Origin of the sequence: Streptomyces parvus (genome assembly GCF_014648875.1) — a bacterium.
Taxonomy (GTDB): domain Bacteria; phylum Actinomycetota; class Actinomycetes; order Streptomycetales; family Streptomycetaceae; genus Streptomyces; species Streptomyces parvus.
Map to the genome: position 1 here is coordinate 53,978 of NZ_BMRY01000005.1, position 18,326 is coordinate 72,303.

The 18,326-nt window shown below is 72.0% G+C and carries 18 protein-coding genes; 5 read left to right on the forward strand and 13 right to left on the reverse strand.

The genetic code is table 11. The annotated features are described in order from the left end of the window. Positions 1-20: 20 nt before the first annotated feature. Positions 21-1,223, forward strand: coding sequence for a GDSL-type esterase/lipase family protein (locus IE140_RS17030; protein ID WP_150196464.1), 1,203 nt, complete (start codon positions 21-23; stop codon positions 1,221-1,223). A gap of 161 nt (positions 1,224-1,384) precedes the next feature. Here the strand turns inward: IE140_RS17030 and IE140_RS17035 are convergent, their stop codons facing one another. From IE140_RS17035 to IE140_RS17050, 4 genes are all read right to left on the reverse strand, one after another. Further along, the gene (locus IE140_RS17035; protein ID WP_030803064.1) at positions 1,385-1,711 is read right to left on the reverse strand and encodes a pentapeptide repeat-containing protein; all 327 of its coding nucleotides are present in this window, start codon (positions 1,709-1,711) and stop codon (positions 1,385-1,387) included. A gap of 112 nt (positions 1,712-1,823) precedes the next feature. Next, positions 1,824-3,020, reverse strand: coding sequence for a dipeptidase (locus IE140_RS17040; protein ID WP_109178801.1), 1,197 nt, complete (start codon positions 3,018-3,020; stop codon positions 1,824-1,826). Positions 3,021-3,032: 12 nt separating this feature from the next. Beyond that, positions 3,033-3,572, reverse strand: coding sequence for a 5-(carboxyamino)imidazole ribonucleotide mutase (gene purE, locus IE140_RS17045; protein WP_150196465.1), 540 nt, complete (start codon positions 3,570-3,572; stop codon positions 3,033-3,035). Continuing rightward, positions 3,569-4,708 (reverse strand): 5-(carboxyamino)imidazole ribonucleotide synthase, encoded by a 1,140-nt coding sequence (locus tag IE140_RS17050; RefSeq protein WP_073824111.1) that lies wholly within the window; start codon positions 4,706-4,708, stop codon positions 3,569-3,571. The genes purE and IE140_RS17050 overlap by 4 nt, the downstream gene beginning before the upstream one ends. Before the next feature lie 165 nt (positions 4,709-4,873). Here IE140_RS17050 and IE140_RS17055 point away from each other — a divergent pair, with 165 nt between their 5' ends. Then, on the forward strand, positions 4,874-5,437 hold the full coding sequence (locus IE140_RS17055; RefSeq protein ID WP_109178804.1) for a GtrA family protein: 564 nt from the start codon (positions 4,874-4,876) through the stop codon (positions 5,435-5,437). Positions 5,438-5,481: 44 nt separating this feature from the next. Here the strand turns inward: IE140_RS17055 and IE140_RS17060 are convergent, their stop codons facing one another. Together IE140_RS17060 and IE140_RS17065 are read right to left on the reverse strand one after the other, a co-directional pair. Then, complete coding sequence (locus IE140_RS17060; RefSeq protein WP_150196466.1) at positions 5,482-6,747, reverse strand: sensor histidine kinase; 1,266 nt, start codon at positions 6,745-6,747, stop codon at positions 5,482-5,484. Positions 6,748-6,805: 58 nt separating this feature from the next. Further along, entirely contained in the window at positions 6,806-7,483 is a 678-nt protein-coding gene (locus IE140_RS17065; RefSeq protein WP_069737479.1) for a response regulator transcription factor, read from the reverse strand. A 492-nt stretch (positions 7,484-7,975) separates the two neighbouring features. Here IE140_RS17065 and IE140_RS17070 point away from each other — a divergent pair, with 492 nt between their 5' ends. After that, positions 7,976-9,460 (forward strand): oligopeptide:H+ symporter, encoded by a 1,485-nt coding sequence (locus IE140_RS17070; RefSeq protein WP_150196467.1) that lies wholly within the window; start codon positions 7,976-7,978, stop codon positions 9,458-9,460. Positions 9,461-9,588: 128 nt separating this feature from the next. Here the strand turns inward: IE140_RS17070 and IE140_RS17075 are convergent, their stop codons facing one another. From IE140_RS17075 to IE140_RS17100, 6 genes are all read right to left on the reverse strand, one after another. Beyond that, positions 9,589-10,950, reverse strand: a complete 1,362-nt coding sequence (locus IE140_RS17075; protein ID WP_150196468.1) for a hypothetical protein — start codon at positions 10,948-10,950, stop codon at positions 9,589-9,591. Between the two features lie 14 nt (positions 10,951-10,964). Then, on the reverse strand, positions 10,965-12,062 hold the full coding sequence (locus IE140_RS17080; RefSeq protein WP_150196469.1) for a hypothetical protein: 1,098 nt from the start codon (positions 12,060-12,062) through the stop codon (positions 10,965-10,967). Continuing rightward, complete coding sequence (locus IE140_RS17085; RefSeq protein WP_150196470.1) at positions 12,059-12,985, reverse strand: COG1470 family protein; 927 nt, start codon at positions 12,983-12,985, stop codon at positions 12,059-12,061. The genes IE140_RS17080 and IE140_RS17085 overlap by 4 nt, the downstream gene beginning before the upstream one ends. 68 nt (positions 12,986-13,053) lie before the next feature. Beyond that, positions 13,054-13,758 carry a peptidase gene (locus IE140_RS17090; RefSeq protein WP_150196471.1) on the reverse strand — a complete coding sequence of 235 codons (705 nt, stop codon included), beginning with the start codon at positions 13,756-13,758 and terminating at the stop codon, positions 13,054-13,056. 180 nt (positions 13,759-13,938) lie between these two features. Continuing rightward, positions 13,939-14,430 (reverse strand): ATP-binding protein, encoded by a 492-nt coding sequence (locus tag IE140_RS17095; protein WP_010070993.1) that lies wholly within the window; start codon positions 14,428-14,430, stop codon positions 13,939-13,941. A 203-nt stretch (positions 14,431-14,633) separates the two neighbouring features. Further along, positions 14,634-15,002 carry an STAS domain-containing protein gene (locus tag IE140_RS17100; RefSeq protein WP_093441085.1) on the reverse strand — a complete coding sequence of 123 codons (369 nt, stop codon included), beginning with the start codon at positions 15,000-15,002 and terminating at the stop codon, positions 14,634-14,636. 285 nt (positions 15,003-15,287) lie between these two features. On the opposite strand from IE140_RS17100, the gene IE140_RS17105 reads away from it, so the two are divergent. Together IE140_RS17105 and IE140_RS17110 are read left to right on the forward strand one after the other, a co-directional pair. Further along, positions 15,288-16,277, forward strand: a complete 990-nt coding sequence (locus tag IE140_RS17105) for an RNA polymerase sigma factor SigF (protein ID WP_100561759.1) — start codon at positions 15,288-15,290, stop codon at positions 16,275-16,277. Positions 16,278-16,468: 191 nt separating this feature from the next. Beyond that, the gene (locus IE140_RS17110; RefSeq protein ID WP_189460501.1) at positions 16,469-17,176 is read left to right on the forward strand and encodes a hypothetical protein; all 708 of its coding nucleotides are present in this window, start codon (positions 16,469-16,471) and stop codon (positions 17,174-17,176) included. Here IE140_RS17110 and hutI read toward each other — a convergent pair. Then, positions 17,139-18,311: an imidazolonepropionase gene (gene hutI / locus IE140_RS17115; RefSeq protein ID WP_150195092.1), complete on the reverse strand. Its 1,173-nt coding sequence runs from the start codon at positions 18,309-18,311 to the stop codon at positions 17,139-17,141. The genes IE140_RS17110 and hutI overlap by 38 nt on opposite strands. Positions 18,312-18,326 lie beyond the last annotated feature (15 nt).

The following is an 18,326-nucleotide window of genomic DNA, read 5'->3' on the forward strand; positions in this document are numbered from 1 at the left end:
CCGGCGGACAGGCTGAGGCCATGGACGACTCCCGCGACCGGAACTCCCGCGACTGGATCACCACCCCGCTCACCGCCGGCTTTCTGCGCGGCGCGCTCGACCTGGAGCGCACCGGGCGCGGTGGTCTCCTCCCCCACCGGCTGCCCGCCCCCGGGCGCGCCCGGTCCGGCGGCGACGAGCAGGTGGCGCAGGCGGAGTCGCAGCCCTCGGGGGTGCGCGTGGTGTTCCGTACCCGGGCCACCGCCGTGGAGCTGGACGTCCTGCGTACGGTGATGGCCCACCGGGGGCTCCCGCCCCTCCCGGACGGGGCCTGGGACCTGTACGTCGACGGGGAGGCGGCCGGCCGGGCCACGGCGAGCGGCGGCAACGTGCTGATGGTCGACCTGTCCGACGGGTCGCGGGAGCTGTTGCCCGGCAGCGTCGGGGCCGTGTCCTTCAGCGGGCTGCCCGCGCGGGAGAAGACCGTCGAGATCTGGCTGCCGTACACCGAGACCGTCGAGTTGTTCGCGCTGCGCACCGACGCGCCTGTGGCTGCCGCGGAGCCGGGCGGGCGGCCGGTCTGGCTGCACCACGGCAGTTCCATCAGCCAGGGTTCCTCGGCCGACAGTTCCGCCACCGCCTGGCCCGCCCTGGCCGCCGCGGCGGGAGGCGTGGAGCTGGTCAACGTGTCGCTGGCGGGCAGCGCGCTCCTCGACCCGTTCACCGCGTGCGCCCTGCGGGACACCCCCGCCGACCTGATCAGCGTCAAGATCGGCATCAATCTCGTCAACCGCGATGCGATGGGGCTGAGCGACTTCGGCCCGGCCGTGCACACCTTCCTCGACACCGTCCGCGACGGGCATCCCACCGCGCCGCTGCTCGTCGTCTCGCCCATCCTCTGCCCGGCGCAGGAGGACACCCCGGGGCCCGCCGCCCCGGACGTCCGCGACGGGCGGGTGGGGTTCGCCGCTCTGGGGGACCCGGCCGACGCGGCTCGCGGCAAGCTGACACTGCGCGTCGTACGGGAGGAGCTGGCCCGGATCGTGGCGGAGCGGGCGGCCTGCGACCCGTGGCTGTCCTACCTGGACGGCCTCACCCTGTACGGCGAGGCCGACCACGCCGAGCTGCCGCTGCCCGACCGGCTGCACCCGGACGCCGCCGCCCACCGCCGCATGGGCGAGCGCTTCGCGGCGTTCGCCTTCGGTCCGGGGGGACCGTTCGCGGGGGCGGCGGAGCACCCCTGAAGCCTCTCAGGTGCCTGGGGCCCGCTCCGGCACCCGAGCACTCCGGTGCGTGAAGCCGCCCGGCGTCGACCACCCGGGCCCCACGCACGCGGGCCGGCCGCTGGTCGAGCGGGCGGCCGGCCCGGGGGTGCCCGGCCGGAGCGGCCGGGCGCGTGAGGCGATCAGTTGCCGATGCCGGAGCTGCCCACGCCGGTGTTGCCGATGCCGGAGCTGCCGAGGCCCGAGTTGCCGTGGCCGTGGCTGCCGATGCCGGTGTTGCCGATACCGGCGTTGCCCCAGCCCCAGTTGCCGAGGCCGGCGTTGCCGATGCCGCCGTTGAAGCCGCCCGCGTTGCCCAGGCCCATGTTCTCGATGCCCGCGTTTCCGACGCCCTTGTTCCCGATGCCCGCGTTGCCCACACCGTCGGCGGCGGCCACGCCCGCGCCGCCGATGGCCAGTACGGCCGCGGCACCGAGCGCGGTCGTGATGCGGAGAAGATTCGTGCGCATCGTTGCGTACCTCCTGTTGGGGGGATTCCTGCCCGCTATCCCTAACACGAGGTTGCATCGGATATGGGGATGATTGCCCGAATCTTCCGTGTCGTCGGAGCGCCTGCCCGGGTCAGCGCGTCCGCTGCCCGTCCAGCTCGGCGATCGTGGCGTGGGACGGGCCGCGCCCGCTCTGCTCGTCGCGGGCCACGGCCTCCGCGTCGCGCAGCACCCGTACGGAGTTCTGCCAGGTCAGCTTGGCGAGGTCGCCCTCGGACCAGTTGCGGCGCAGCAGCTCGGCGATCAGGTTCGGGTAGCCGGCGACGTCCTCCAGGCCGCGCGGGGTGAACGCCGTCCCGTCGTAGTCGCCGCCGATGCCGATGTGGTCGATGCCCGCGACCGCGCGCATGTGGTCGAGGTGGTCCGCGATGGTGGCGACCGTGGCCTCGGGGCGCGGGTGGGCCGCCTCGAAGTCCTCGTGGATACGCATCGCGACCGGGGTGGTGTCGAGGTGGTGCAGGCCGTGCTCGCGCATGTTGCGGTCGGCGGCCAGGGTCCAGGCGACCGCCTCGGGCAGCACGAACTTCGGGACGAAGGTCGCCATCGCGACGCCCCCGTTGGCCGGGAGGGCCGCCAGCACGTCGTCGGGGATGTTGCGCGGGTGGTCGCAGACGGCACGGGCCGAGGAGTGCGAGAAGATCACCGGCGCGGTGCTGGTGGCGAGCGCGTCACGCATGACGCCGTCCGCCACGTGGCTGAGGTCGACGAGCATGCCGATGCGGTTCATCTCGCGGACGACCTCGTGGCCGAAGGCGGAGAGCCCGCCGAGGCGCGGCAGGTCCGTGGCGCTGTCGGCCCAGTCGATGTTGTCGTTGTGCGTGAGCGTCATGTAGCGGACGCCCAGGTCGTACAGGGCGCGCAGGGTGCCGAGCGAGTTGTTGATGGAGTGGCCGCCCTCGGCTCCCATGAGGGAGGCGATCCGGCCCTCGGCGCGGGCCTTCTCCAGGTCGTCGGCGGTGAGCGCGCGGCGCAGGTGCGTCGGGTAGCGGGCGATCAGCTCGCCGACGACGTCGATCTGCTCCAGGGTGGCGCTGACGGCCGCGTCCCCGGTGAGGTCGGTGCGGACGTACACCGACCAGAACTGCCCGCCGACCCCGCCGGCCCGCAGCCGGTTCAGGTCGGTGTGGAGCAGGCCGCGCTGGTCGGCGGCGATGTCCCGGGCGTCGAGGTCGTAGCCGACCTGTTCGCGCAGGGCCCAGGGGAGGTCGTTGTGGCCGTCGACGACGGGGTGGACGGCGAGCAGCTCGCGGGCTCGGGCGAGATGGTCCATCGGGGCCGCCCCTTACTTTCCGAAGCCGAAGGAGTCCGAGCCCTGGACCTTGGAGCGCAGGCGCTTGCCCTTCTCCGTGGCCTGGTCGTTCAGCTCCTGCAGGAACTCCTGCATCCGCTCCTGGAGTGCGGAGTCCTGCGTGGCCAGGATCCGGGCGGCGAGCAGGCCCGCGTTGCGTGCTCCGCCGACCGAGACGGTGGCGACGGGGACCCCGGCGGGCATCTGGACGATGGAGAGCAGGCTGTCCATGCCGTCCAGGTACTTCAGCGGCACCGGCACGCCGATGACCGGCAGCGGGGTGACCGAGGCCAGCATCCCGGGCAGGTGGGCGGCTCCGCCCGCGCCCGCGATGATCGCCTTCAGGCCACGGCCCGCGGCCTCCTCGCCGTACGCGATCATCTCGCGCGGCATGCGGTGGGCGGAGACGACGTCGACCTCGTACGGGATCTCGAACTCGTCGAGCGCCTTGGCCGCCGCCTCCATGACGGGCCAGTCGGAGTCCGAGCCCATCACGATGCCGATCACGGGCGCCGGTGCGGAGGGGGAAGTCATTCGGTGATCGTTCCTCGCAGATAGTCGGCCGCGTGCCGGGCGCGCTCCCGCACGTCCGCCAGATCGTCGCCGTAGGTGTTGACGTGGCCGACCTTGCGACCGGGCTTCACGTCCTTGCCGTACATGTGGATCTTGAGCTGCGGGTCGCGGGCCATGCAGTGCAGGTAGCCCTGGTACATGTCCGGGTAGTCGCCGCCCAGGACGTTGCACATGACCGTCCAGGGCGCGCGGGGGCGCGGGTCGCCGAGCGGGAGGTCGAGGACCGCCCGTACGTGGTTGGCGAACTGCGAGGTGATCGCGCCGTCCTGGGTCCAGTGGCCGGAGTTGTGCGGGCGCATCGCCAGCTCGTTGACGAGGATGCGGCCGTCCCGGGTCTCGAACAGCTCGACGGCGAGGTGTCCGACGACGTCCAGCTCGGCGGCGATGCGCAGCGCGAGCTGCTGGGCCTCGCCGGCCAGTTCCTCCGAGAGGTCCGGGGCCGGTGCGATCACCGTGTCGCAGACGCCGTCGACCTGGATGGACTCGACGACCGGGTAGGCGACGGCCTGGCCGTGCGGCGAGCGGACGATGTTGGCCGCCAGCTCCCGTACGAAGTCGACCTTCTCCTCCGCGAGGACCGGGACCCCGGCGCGGAACGGGTCGGCGGCGTCCGCCTCGGAGCGCACCACCCACACGCCCTTGCCGTCGTACCCGCCGCGCACGGTCTTGAGGATGACGGGGAAGCCCCCGACCTCCTCGGCGAACGCGGCGGCGTCGGCCGGGTCGCTCACGATGCGGTTACGGGGGCAGGGGGCGCCGATCTCCGCGAGCCTGGCGCGCATCACCCCCTTGTCCTGGGCGTGGACCAGGGCATCGGGGCCGGGGCGCACGGGGATGCCGTCCGCCTCCAGGGCGCGCAGATGCTCGGTCGGCACATGCTCGTGATCGAAGGTGATCACGTCGCAGCCGCGCGCGAAGGCGCGCAGGGTGTCCAGGTCGCGATAGTCGCCGATGACGACCTCGCTCACCACCTGGGCCGCCGAGTCCTGGGGGGTGTCACTGAGCAGCTTGAATTTCAGGCCGAGGGGGATACCCGCCTCGTGGGTCATGCGGGCGAGCTGACCGCCGCCGACCATGCCGACTACCGGGAACGTCACGTGTCCAGGGTATCCGCCACGCCGGTGGTCCCCGGACGGCCGTACGGATGGCCGCACGGCCCCCGCCCCCGTGGACTCACGGGCGTCACACGGGTGGGCTGGTTAGCATGGCGGGGTTGACGTGGTTGCGTCGACGCCATCGAGCGGACGGACTGAGCGATCACCATGAGCGAACGGGGCGCACTGCGGGCCCGGCTTGATCTGCTGGCCCGGGAGGTCGCCAAGTTCGGCGCGGTCGGCGCGGTGGGACTGCTGGTCAACATCGCCGTCTTCAACCTGCTCCGGCACACGACCGACCTCCAGGTCGTCCGCGCGAGCGTGCTGGCGACCTTCGTCGCGATCCTCTGCAACTACGTCGGCTTCCGCTACTGGACCTACCGGGACCGGGACAAGACCGGCCGGACCCGCGAGCTGACGCTCTTCCTGCTGTTCAGCGCGGCGGGCGCGGTGATCGAGAACGGTGTGCTGTACCTGGCGACGTACGGCTTCGACTGGAACAGCCCGGTCCAGAGCAACGTCTTCAAGATCCTCGGTATCGGGATCGCGACCCTCTTCCGCTTCTGGTCCTACCGGACCTGGGTCTTCAAGGCGCTCCCCGCCGAGGCCCCTCCTGCCAAGACCCCTTCCGCCGAGACCCCTCCCGCAGAGGAGGCCGCGCGCTCCGCGGAGCGGTTTCTGGAGCAGCGGCGGCCGGCGGAGACCGTAGAGCCCGACCCCGTACGGCACTAGAGCCGGTTCCCGTTCGGGAACCGGCGCGCCGCGTCCGTCGTTGTTCAGCGCACCGGGCGCTCAGGGGTTTCGCGGTCGTCCGGGACGCGGCTCAGGAAGAGCGCGAAGACCGCCGGACGCTGCTGGACCAATTCCAGCCGCCCCCCGTCCGCCTCCGCGAGGTCGCGGGCGACGGCCAGGCCGATGCCGGTGGAGTTCCGGCCGCTGATGGCCCGCTCGAAGATCCGCGCCCCCAGTTCGGCGGGGACGCCGGGGCCCTCGTCGGTGACCTCGATGACCACCTGGTTTCCGGTGACCCGGGTGCGCAGGGCGACGGTGCCGCCGCCGTGCATGAGGGAGTTCTCGATCAGCGCCGCCAGGACCTGGGCGACCGCGCCCGGGGTGCCGACGGCCCGCAGTCCGTGCTTGCCGGAGCAGACGAGGGCCCGGCCCGTGGAGCGGTAGGCGGGGCGCCACTCCTCGATCTGCTGCTTGATGACCTCGTCGAGGTCGAAGACGACGGCGGAGCCGGTGCGCGGGTCGCGGGAGTTCGTCAGGAGCCGCTCGACGACGTCGGTCAGGCGCTCGACCTGGGTGAGGGCGATGTTCGCCTCCTCCTTGACCGTCTCGGGGTCGTCGGTGACGGAGATCTCCTCGATCCGCATGGAGAGCGCGGTCAGCGGGGTCCGCAGCTGGTGCGAGGCGTCCGCGGCCAGCCGGCGTTCGGCGGTCAGCATCCGGGCGATCCGCTCGGCCGAGGAGTCCAGGACGTCGGCGACCCGGTCCAGCTCGGGCACGCCGTACCGCTTGTGGCGCGGGCGGGGGTCCCCGGAGCCCAGGCGTTCGGCGGTCTCGGCGAGGTCGGTGAGCGGGGAGGCCAGCCGGTTGGCCTGGCGTACGGCGAGGAGCACGGCCGAGACGATCGCCAGCAGCGCCACCGCGCCGATGATCAGGAGCGTGCGCCCGACCTCGCGGGTGACGGACGAGCGGGACTCCTCGACGGTGACCTTCTCGCCCCCCTCCCCGGTCTCGGTGGCGCGCAGGACGGAGCCGGTGGGCCGGTCGCCGACGGAGATGGGCTCGCGGCCGGGGATCTCGATCAGCGCGTACCGGGCGGGGTCGATCTGCTCGGCCAGCACGCCGGAGTTGATCGTCTCCTCCCCCAGCAGCCGGCTCTCGACCACGCTGATCAGCCGGAGTGCCTCGGACTCCACGCTCTCCTGGGCGCTGGCGCTGATGGTGCGGGTCTCCACGATCACCAGCGAGACACCGAAGACGGCGATGACGACGAGCACCACGGCGAGCGTGGAGTTGATCAGTCGGCGGCGCATGCCCGCCGCCTCAGGGGGCCGTCGGGACGGTTCTCAGAGCGCATGGGTGCTTCGTACGTCAGCTCTTCTCGAACCGGAAGCCGACGCCCCGGACGGTGGCGATGTAGCGCGGATTGGCGGCGTCGTCGCCGAGCTTCTTGCGCAGCCAGGAGATGTGCATGTCGAGGGTCTTGGTGGAGGACCACCAGGTGGTGTCCCAGACCTCGCGCATCAGCTGGTCGCGGGTGACGACCCGGCCGGCGTCCCTGACGAGGACCCGCAGCAGGTCGAACTCCTTGGCGGTGAGCTGGAGTTCCTCCTCGCCCATCCATGCGCGGTGGGACTCGACGTCGATCCTGACGCCGTGGGTGGCGGGCTGCGGGACGGGCTCGGAGGAGCCGCGGCGCAGCAGGGCGCGGACCCGGGCGAGCAGCTCGGCGAGCCGGAACGGCTTGGTGACGTAGTCGTCGGCGCCCGCGTCCAGGCCGACGACCGTGTCGACCTCGTCCGCGCGGGCCGTCAGCACCAGGATCGGGATGGCGTGGCCGCCGGCCCGGAGCCTGCGGGCGACTTCGAGACCGTCCATCCCGGGCAGCCCCAGGTCGAGGACGACCAGGTCGATACCGCCCTGGAGTCCGGCGTCGAGCGCGGTCGGACCGTCCTGGCGGACCTCGACCTCGTAACCCTCCCGACGCAGTGCGCGGGCCAGGGGCTCCGAGATGGATGCGTCGTCCTCGGCGAGCAGTACACGGGTCATGGACTGATGGTAGTCCGGCCGGGGGGCCCGAAGTGAGGCCCGCGACGCCACCTGCGGGTCAGCGCCACAAAGAGGACGGAGACCTTTGAATATGGGAGTCTGGTTCCACCAGGACCTGTGATCCATGTCTCAAATCCTTTCATATCCCTCCGTGTCGTGTCGTATGGTGTCCCGACGCCTGTTGCACTACTCAAGGACCTTTGGGCAGCCATGAGCGCCAAGGGTCCCTTTTGTGTGCGGGGCCGGTTCCGGCCGGCCCGCTCTGAGTGAATGACCTGTGAGCCGGGCCCGGAACGCGAGGACGCGCCCCGGGTGTGGATCCCGACGCGGTTCTTCCCCGCTCCACCGCCGCGCCCCCGCCAGGGGCCCGGCCGCACGGAGCACGTCCCCCTCAGGCGTCGGGGACGGGGCAACGCCGCGCCGGTGCCGGCTGCCCCCCACCGGGCGCGTACCGCTCACGAGGCGGCGCGTCCCGACCAGCAAGGATCGACCATGGCGTCCAGCCTGACGAAGGACTCGCCGAATTCCGGCGAGAAGACCTTCTTCGGCCACCCCCGCGGCCTGGCCACACTCTTCATGACGGAGATGTGGGAGCGCTTCAGCTATTACGGCATGAGGGCACTGCTCCCGCTCTACCTGATCGCGCCCGGCGGGCTCGACATGAACGCCGGCACGGCGACCGCGATCTACTCCGTCTACCTCTCGCTGGTGTACCTGCTCGCCATGCCCGGCGGCTGGTTCGGCGACCGGGTCTGGGGTCCGCGCAAGACCGTCGCCATCGCGGGCGGCATCATCATGCTCGGCCACCTGACCCTGGCCCTGCCCTCCGAGGCCACCTTCTTCGCGGGTCTCGGCCTGGTGGCCATCGGCTCCGGCCTGCTGAAGTCCAACATCTCCACGATGGTCGGCCACCTCTACGACGGCCCGGAGGACCCGCGCCGCGACGGTGGCTTCACGATCTTCTACATGGGCATCAACATGGGCGCCTTCGCGGCTCCCCTGGTGATCGGCACCGTGGGCGAGAACGTCAACTGGCACCTCGGGTTCGCCCTCGCCGCGCTCGGCATGGGCCTGGGTGTGGTCCAGTTCCTGATCGGCACCCGCCACCTGAACGAGCGCAGCCTCGTCGTCCCGAAGCCGCTCTCCAAGGACGAGCGCGCCGCCACGCTGCGCAAGTCGATGATCTGGCTGGGCGTCGCCGCCGTCTTCTACATCGGCACGGTCGTCACCGGCGTCTACACGCTGAACTGGCTGCTGGTCCCGATCACGATCGCGGGTCTGGTCATTCCGGTGATGGTCCTCGCGCGCATCAAGCGCGACAAGGAGCTCAGCGCCGCCGAACAGTCGAAGGTGAGCGGGTACATCTGGTTCTTCGTGGCCGCCGCCATCTTCTGGATGATCTACGACCAGGGCGGCTCGACGCTCTCGATCTTCGCCGAGTCCTCGGCCGAGAACAGCGTCTTCGGCTGGGACTTCCCGGTCTCCTGGTACCAGTCGGTCAACCCTGTCCTGATCATGGCGCTCGCCCCGGTCTTCGCCACCTTCTGGCTCGCTCTGAACCGGCGCGGCAAGGAGCCGAGCACGATCGTGAAGTTCAGCTCCGGCCTCGTGCTGGTCGGCGCCTCGTTCTTCGTCTTCCTGATGCCTCTGACCATCGCGGGTGACGGCCACAAGGCCGCCGCGATGTGGCTGGTCGCGATCTACTTCATCCAGACCATGGCCGAGCTGACGCTCTCCCCGGTCGGACTCTCGGTCACCACCAAGATGGCACCGCAGAAGTACGCCAGCCAGATGATGGGTGTCTGGTTCCTCGCCGTCACCGCCGGTGACTGCACCACGGGTCTGCTCTCGCTGGCCGGTGTGGGGCTCGACAGCACGGGGGTCGTGGCCCTGGAGGCGACGCTCGCAGTCGCCGCCGGTATCGCGATCTTCATGTACCGCGGCAAGGTCAAGCAGCTCATGGGCGACGTCCGCTGACGCACGCTCCGTAGGCCCCTCCCGGGGATGTACACACGTACGACTGAGGGCCGCCGCACCGGATCACTCCGGTGCGGCGGCCCTCAGCTCTTCTCCGGACCGGCTGCTCTCCGGACCGGCCGGGCCGCTCAGCGCATGCCGCGCAGCTTCCGCCACGGGGTGAACGTGAACACCGCGCCGCCCAGCAGGATCGCGGTGCCCGCGACCAGGCCGAGCGCCCTCAGTGCACCGCTGTCCTCGGCCCCGGTGGCGGCCAGGCCGCCGCCCGAGTCCGTGCCGCCGCCGGACGCCGCCGCTCCGCCGGAGCCTGCCGCTCCGCCGCTTCCGCTGCCTCCGGACGCGCCGCCCGGCTGGGCCGAGGTGTCCAGCTCCAGGGAGACGGCCACATCGGCGGGCGGGGTGCAGGTGGTCGTCGTACCGGCGGCCATCACGGTCAGGACGCCGGGGCTGAGCGTGGACTTCCCGCTCGCGCCGGGCTTGTACGTGCCGGTGAGATCCGGGATCTCGATCGGGGCGCCGGTCTTGATGACCTCCTTGTTCAGCGGCCCCTCGACCTTGACCGTGCCCTGGTCCGCCCCGCCGAGCTCGACCTCCATGGACGGCTTGACCTGGCCCGCCGGAATGTCGATCGGGCTGTCCATCACGGACTTGCTGAACTTCACCGTCAGGTCGTAGTCGCCGCCGTTCTTCTTGGCGCTGATCCGGACCGGCGAGGTGGCGTTCTTGTCCCCGATGGGGGTCTTGCACGCGTAGGCGACGGACACCTCCTTGCCGGGGAAGTCGGTCTCGCCGCCCCCGCCGCCGGTGCTTCCGCCGTCGCCGCCCCCGGACGTCGTGCCGCCGGAGTCCGAGCCGCCGCTGTCCGTGCCGCCCGTCGTGGTGCCGCCGGAGTCCGTGCCTCCGGTGGTGGTTCCGCCGGTGTCCGTGCCGCCGGAGGTCGTGCCGCCCGTGGTGGAGCCGCCTCCCTCGGTGACCTTGATCGTGACGCCCGGCTGCACCTCCTCCTTCGGCGCGCACTTGGTGTCCGTCGAGATCGGCTTGGACACGTTGATGTTGTACGCGCCGGGGGTCAGCGTGATCTCCCCGGCCGTCTCCAGCTTCAGCGTGCCCTTCATGTCGGGCAGCAGCATGGGGCTGTTCTTGGGGATCGGCGGGTTCTGCCGGGGGCCTTCCAGCTTCAGTTCGCCGCTCGCCGCGCCGCCCAGGGTGACGGTTCCGGTCGGCTTGACCGTGTCCGCCCCCAGGTCCAGCACGTCCGGGTTCTTGGACGCGGCCTCGACCGTCTTCCAGACGACCTCGATCTCGTCGCCCACCTTCGCCTCGGCCGGAGCCGTGAGCTCCACCTTCGTGGTGCCCTGCACGGCGGGCAGTCCCGAGATCGGCGGCGGGACGCATTCCGTCGCGTAACTGACCTCGGCGGCCTGGGCCGGGCTCGCGGCCATCAGGATGCCCGCGCCGCCGAGCATCAGCGCGACTCCTGCCGCGCTCATCCTCCGTTGCGTTCTCACGCTTGTCCCTTCGTCGTGGGTCGGGGTCGGTTCTCTGACGGTGCGGAGTCCGGGGTGAACCACGGCAGCACGGCCGTGGTCGAGGTGGTGCTCGTGGTGGCGTCGGTGGACGTGGGGGCGGTGCGGGGTGCGGCCGGCCGCCGCATGCGGTGCGCGCCGGCGGGGCGGGGCCTGACCCTGTCCACGATCGCCATGCCGACACGGAAGACCGCCGCCGGGACGACCAGGCAGAGCAGGACCCAGAAGAGGGTGACGCCCCACGGGCGGCCCACCCCCCACGGCTGCTCGGCCAGCACCTTGTCCCCGTACCGCAGGGAGACCTGGTAGTCGCCGTGCGCGCCCGCGGACAGCTCGACCGGCAGCTCGATCCGCGCCTTGCCGCCGGGCGCGACCGTGCCGCGCCACTGGCGTTCCTCCCACTGCGGCGCGTAGACGCCGTGCGCGGTGCCGATCTCGAAGACGGGGTCCTTCACCGGGGCGGATCCGAGGTTGCCCACGGTGAGGACAAGCCGTCGGGCGGGCGGGGCGCCGAACCAGGTCAGCAGGGAACTGTCGCCCTCCAGACGGGTGGTGGCCAGCACCGCGAGCCTCCCGTCGCCGCTCTGCCGCGGCAGATCCGCCGTCGGATGGCCCGCCACCGTGAACTCCGCGTCGACCAGAGCCTGTTCGCCCGTCACCGTGGCGACGTGCACGACGCAGGGGCAGGGCTGCGGCGGTTCGGTCACCGGCAGCTTCTTGCGGAAGGTGCCCTTCTCGTCGGTCGTGACGGCGCGGCCGTCGGCGTTGGCGCAGGAGTTGGTACCGCCGATGACACCCCGCTCCGGCGTGGACCGACCGCAGATCAGCAGCATGAGCAGCGCGTCGGGCCGCCAGCCGCTGCCGCTGACGGTGATCTCTCCTCCCTTGCCCGCCTCCTTCTTGGACAGGCTGACGGCGGGGTCGCGGTCGGCCGCCCGCGCTCCCTGCGCCGTGAGGACCAACAGGGCGGGCAGCAGGGCGAGGAGAGCCAGGAGGGCGGGCAGGTGCCGCCGGCCGGCGGGCCGGGTGGGACGGAGGAGGGTACGGGGGGCTTCGGGTCCGGGCTGCCGCGTCACGTCTTCGCTCCCGCCTTCAGCAACGGTTCGGTGGCCACCGGGGGTTGCGCCTCGACCGTGGGTGGTCGCGGGGCCGCGCGCCCCGTGCGCCGCCTCCTCCGGTACGCGCCGGAGGCGAACACGGCCAGGCCGCCGAGGAGCAGCAGCCCGCCGCCGACGACCGGGCCCACCGGGAGGTACGTCGCCGAGGCCTCCGCCTCGTCCCGGGCGCCCCCCGAAGCGGTGACCCGCAGGTGTACGGTCACCGCGTCCAGGGCCGGGGCGTCGGGCCAGGGTTCGGTCCGCTCGACCCTCCGGCCGGGGGCCAGCTCCAGCGGCAGGGGCCGTTCCGGGCGGTCCAGCAGCCTGCCGAACACCCCTTCGGCGCGGACCGCCAGCCGGGGCCTCAGCATCGCGTTGCCCCGGTTGACCAGGGCGTACCTGATCGTCCCGTCGGACACCTCGACGTCCTCGACGGTGAGCGCCGCGAGTGTCGGGCCGACGGTCCGGACCCGGACCGGTACGCGGATCTCCTCGCCCCCGCCGATGGCCACGGCCTCTCCGGAGGCGTCGCCGGGGACCGCGTCGGGCGGCACCGTGAGGGCGAGCGGCACATCGGCGCGGGTGCGGGCCGGAACGGTGACCGTGTCCTCGGCGAACCTGATCCACCCCCCGGCCCGGCCCTCGCCCCGGAGCCGTACGGTCAGCGGGGCCCGGCCGGAGTTGGTCACCGCGAGCCGGTCCTGGAGGACCGTGCCGGGGGTGCCCTCCAGATAGACGTACGGCCGGGCGTCCCGGCCGGTGCCGGTCCCTGCGGGCCGGGCCGTCCAGTCCGCCGGACCGTCATCGGCGGCGGCCGGGGGCGCGAGCCCGTACAGGAGCACGGCGAGCGCCGCCGTGAGGACGGGCAGCGCCCGGCAAAGGCGCTGGGTGGGTGGCGACATGGGCGGCTCCTTGCCTTCCGGCGGCGACGGCGGCGGCGGACGGGCCGTGCGCTCCTCGCGTGCCGCGGTCAGCCCGTGGGCCGCTGTCCGCGCCGGGTCAGCCAGAGCACTCCCGCCGCTCCGGTCAGCAGCACGGTGCCGCCGAGCGTGCCGAGCGCCGCCGCCGAGTCCAGCGGTCCGGTGCGGGGCAGTTCGCCGCCGCCCGAAGTGCCTCCGGTGGCACCGCCGGTGGAGCCTCCGGTCGCTCCCCCGCCCGATGAACCGCCCGCCCCCTGGACGTCCAGTTCGAGGGAGGGGCCCGGGCTGTTCTTGGGTGTACAGGTCGTCGTCGTACCGAGGGCCTTGATGGTGAGGACCCCGGCGGTGAAGGTGACCTTGCCGCTCTTCTTCGGGGTGTACGTCCCCGACAGGTCACTGATCCTGATCGGGGTGTTGGCCGGAATCGCCTCGGCGTTCGCCGGGCCGGAGACCTGGACCTTGCCCGTCTCCGCGCCGCCCAGTTCGATCACGGCGCTCGGGTTCATGGCGCCCTTCCCCAGCTCGACCGGGCTGGAGGAGACACCCTTCTGGAAGGACATGGTGAGCTTGTGGCCGTCGCCGCTCCTGACGCTCTTGATGTCGATGGGCGAGACCGCGCCCTTGGGCCCGATGGGCGTCACACACTGGTAGTTGACGTCCACGACCTCGGCGTACGCGGCAGGCGCGCCCGTCACCACGATCGAGCCCGCCAGCGCGGCCGCCAGCGCGAGAGTTGTCCGTTTCCGGTTCGGCACCTCGTGTTCCCCTCTTGCCGGACGCCGCCGCGCGCCACGATCAGTGGATCCTTACGGGCGCACATTGCTGACGGCACATCAGATTGGGCGCTCAAGGTACGCCCGGGGCCTGATGGAGGGAAGACAAAGAGCGCGCCGATCCGGCGCGCTCTTCGTGGATACGGATTTCGGGGGGCGGGTCTAGGCGGGAGCGGCGAGCTCCGCCCAGACGGTCTTGCCCGGGGCGTCCGGCGTACGCAGCACGCCCCAGTCGAGGCAGAGGCGCTGCACGATGAACATGCCGTGGCCCCCGGGGCGGCCGGCGCGGTGCGGCGTACGGGGTGCGGGCTGCCCGGTGCCGCGGTCGACGACCTCCACCCGCAGCCCCTTGGGGGTGCGGCCGATCCGGATCTCCTCGGGGCCCTCCGCGTGCAGGCAGGCGTTGGTGACCAGCTCGGAGACGACCAGCAGGACGTCCTCGGCTGCGGCCCTGCGGTCGGCGGTGGACGCCGGGAGCCAGCCCCAGTCGTGCAGCGCCTGCCGGGCGAAGTCCCGGGCCGTCGGAACGATGCCGCCGGCCTGTGCGAGCGAGAGCGTGCGCCACTGCCGCTCGGCCGGGACGGGCGAGGCTGCGCCCGCTTCGTCCGGCTCGCGACCGAGGTCGCCCGGCGGATGCTGCCGGGTGGTGCTCATCAGCGCTTCACCTCACCGATTCGCCATGTCGCCATGTCGCCGTTCAACAGATAATGATCAGTTACCGAGTGTGCCGGAACCCTTGCGGGGCACCGCCGGGGTGTCTCCTGCCCTGCCATGTCGCAACAACACCCACTTGAGGCACACGATCGCGTGACGCAGCCGACATCAGGAATGCCCGCGGTCGCACGGCCGTGACCGGGTCAGGTGGCCAGGGCCTCTTCGAGTGTGGCGTGGACGGTGAAGACCGCCTCCGCGCCGGTGATCTCGAACACCCTCGCCACGACGGGCTGCATTCCGGCCAGATGGACGCCCCCTCCGGCGGCCTCCGCCTTGAGGCGGGCGCCGAGCAGCACGTTCAGCCCGGTGGAATCGCAGAAATCCAGGCGGGAGCAGTCGACCACCAGGCGCGAACGCCCCTCCTCGACCGCACTCTCCAGGGGCTCGCGCAGCAGATCCGCGGTGTGGTGATCGAGCTCACCCACCGGAGTCACCACCTCGCTGCGCCCCTCGGTCCGGACCTCGACCTGAAGCCGACCCCGGTTAGCACTGCCGACCGTCCCGCGGTCCATGCCTGTCCCTCTTCGCCGTCCGTCACTGTGCGCGTCACTGCCTGTGCGGCTGTATGCATAGCTGCCGCCGACGTGCGTAAAACAGTACGCGTTCCGCACGCCACACGGTAGTCGGAGACCTCAACAAACCGGACATATGGCAGCAATTGGCGCTTGTCACTGCTGGTCAAGACCGGGTATGGGTAGAGGGACACCAGAAATGCGACCGGCTTTGGAGGCGCCGCTTCACCGCAGGAACACGTATGGGCATCGGCAGCCATATGCCGAGAACGATGGAGGAGAACCATGTCACCCCGGCTCGACGTAGCGCGTACCCAGAACGCGTCGTCGGCATGTCCTCAGGGACCGACCAATTCCGACTCCCCCGCCGCGAGCGCCGTCCCCGGCCCGCGCGCGAGCACCACCGGTGACACCGGCACCACCGTCACCACCTCAGACTTCTCCGGCGCTTCCGGTGAGAGCCCCGAAGGGCTCGAAGGGCTTCCCGAGATCCCGCCGTACGCCGAAGTGGGCGCTCTGGACGCCAGGGCCCTGTCGAAGACGCTCTTCGAGCGGCTGGAGTCCCTCGAAGAGGGCACCCACGAGTACAGCTACGTCCGCAACACCCTCGTCGAGCTGAACCTCGCGCTCGTCAAGTTCGCCGCCTCCCGGTTCCGCTCCCGCAGCGAACCGATGGAGGACATCGTCCAGGTCGGCACCATCGGCCTGATCAAGGCGATCGACCGGTTCGAGCTGAGCCGCGGCGTGGAGTTCCCGACCTTCGCGATGCCGACGATCGTCGGCGAGATCAAGCGCTTCTTCCGTGACACCAGCTGGTCCGTGCGCGTACCGCGCCGGCTCCAGGAGCTGCGGCTCGACCTGGCGAAGGCGGGCGACGAGCTCTCCCAGCAGCTGGACCGCGCGCCCACCGTGGCGGAGCTGTCCGAGCGTCTCGGCATCACCCCGGACGAGGTCGTCGAGGGCATGTCCGCGAGCAACGCGTACACCGCGAGCTCGCTGGACGCCAAGCCCGAGGAGGACGACGGCGAGGGCGCCCTCGCGGACCGCATCGGTTACGAGGACCACGGGCTCGAAGGCATCGAGTACGTGGAGTCGCTGAAGCCGCTGATCGCCGCGCTGCCCGCCCGGGACCGGATGATCCTCTCGCTCCGCTTCGTCAGCAACATGACGCAGTCGGAGATCGGCGAGGAGCTGAACATCTCGCAGATGCACGTCTCCCGGCTGCTCTCCCGCACGCTGACCAAGCTCCGCAAGGGTCTGACCCTGGAGGAGTGACCCCGGTCGGCCCGCCGCCCCTCCTCGGGGCTTCACGGGCCGTCGAGCACCGCGGAAGGACCCGCCCCGGACTGCCGGGAGCGGGTCCTTCCGCGTGTGGGGCGGTGGCCCGTGCCGGAGGACCGGCTACTCATGCGCGCTGAGTACGCCACCGGAGGCGTCCGGTGGCCGCGGGCTCCTAGCGTTCGATCATGAACGCGCCCCGGCCCCGGCCCCGCCCCTGGTATCGCACGGCATCCCGTCGGCGGCTCCTGCGCCGTCCCCGCCTTCCCGGGTACCGGGGAGCCCGCGCCCTCTGCGCGACGCTCGTCGCGTCGGCGACGGTCGCCGCGTTCGCCTGGCTGTGGTACGGGTCGCCGTATCCGCAGTCCGACCCCGACCGCATCGCCGTCCGGCTCAAGGACCAGGCCCAGCGCGCCTACGACGAGGCCGCGCTGCCCGGCCGGCCCGAGGTGGAGCTCGGCCGGGTGGAGACGGGGGCGTGTTACTACCGAGGGCTGCGGGGCGTGGCCCACATCGACGAGGGCCGCCCGGACGTCAGAAGCTTCGACCTGGACTGGCAGGTGACGGCGGTCCCGGAGGACGTCGCCCGGTCCGGCCTGCAGCGGATGCGAGCACGGCTGGAACGCGAAGGCTGGACCTTTGTCGACACCGGCGTGGACCGGCCCGGCTTCCGCTTCCGCAACCCGGCCGGCGAGGACGGCGTGCAGCAGGTGGAGCACGTCGACGCGCGCTGGTACCGGGAGACGGGAACGTACTCCGTCAGCGTCTACGCGGGCTGCGGGAAGCTTCCCGACGGCTTCGACGAGTACACGTGGCCGGAGCGCGACTGGGTCCCTGAGGCGGTTCCCGGGGCGCCCCTCACACCACCCGCTGCCCGCTCCGCCACACCGCGCTGACCAGCGGGACGCCCGGGCGGTAGGCGAGGTGGACGTGGCTCGGGGCGTCGAGGAGGACCAGGTCCGCGCGGGCTCCGGGGGTGATCCGGCCGATGTCGGTACGGCGCAGGGCCGCGGCCCCGCCCGCGGTGGCGGACCAGATCGCCTCGTCCGGGGTCATCCCCATGTCGCGTACGGCCAGCGCGACGCAGAACGGCATGGACGAGGTGAACGACGAGCCGGGGTTGCAGTCCGTGGAGAGCGCGACGGTGGCCCCGGCGTCGAGGAGGCGGCGGGCGTCGGGCCAGGTGGCGCGGGTGGAGAACTCCGCGCCCGGGAGCAGCGTGGCGACCGTGCTGCCCTGGCCGAGCGCGTCGACGTCCGCGTCGGTGAGGTGGGTGCAGTGGTCGGCCGACGCGGCGCCGAGCTCGACGGCGAGCTGGACGCCGGGGCCGTAACTGAGCTGGTTGGCGTGGATGCGCGGCTGCAGCCCCTTGGCGAGGCCCGCGGTGAGGATGGCGCGGGCCTGGTCGCCGTCGAAGGCGCCCTGCTCGCAGAACACGTCGATCCAGCGGGCGTGCGGGGCGCAGGCCTCCAGCATCGGACCGGTGACCAGGTCGACGTATCCGGCGGGGTCGTCGGCGTAGTCGGGGGACACGATGTGCGCGCCGAGGTAGGTGACCTCGTCGGTGTGGCGGCCCGCGATGCGCAGGGCGCGGGCCTCGTCCTCGACGGTGAGGCCGTAGCCGGACTTGGTCTCGAAGGTGGTGGTGCCCTGGCGCAGGGCCTCGGCGAGGTAGCGGGCGACGTTGGCGGACAGCTCCTCGTCGGTGGCGGCCCGGGTGGCGGCGACGGTGGTGCGGATGCCGCCCGCGCGGTAGGGCTGCCCGGACATGCGGGCGTTGAACTCCTGGGTGCGGTCGCCCGCGAAGACCAGGTGGGAGTGGGAGTCGACGAAGCCCGGGACGACCGCGCGGCCGGCCGCGTCGAGGACGTTGTCAGTGGCGGGTGCTTTGCTGGATTCACCGGTCCAGACGATGCGGTCGCCCTCGATGACGACGGCCGCGTCCTGGATCACGCCCAGGGGGGTCCCGTTGCCGAGGGAGGGGTCATTGGTGACCAGGCTGGCGATGTGGGTGACGGCGGTGGTCGTCATCTGGAGAGTGTTCTC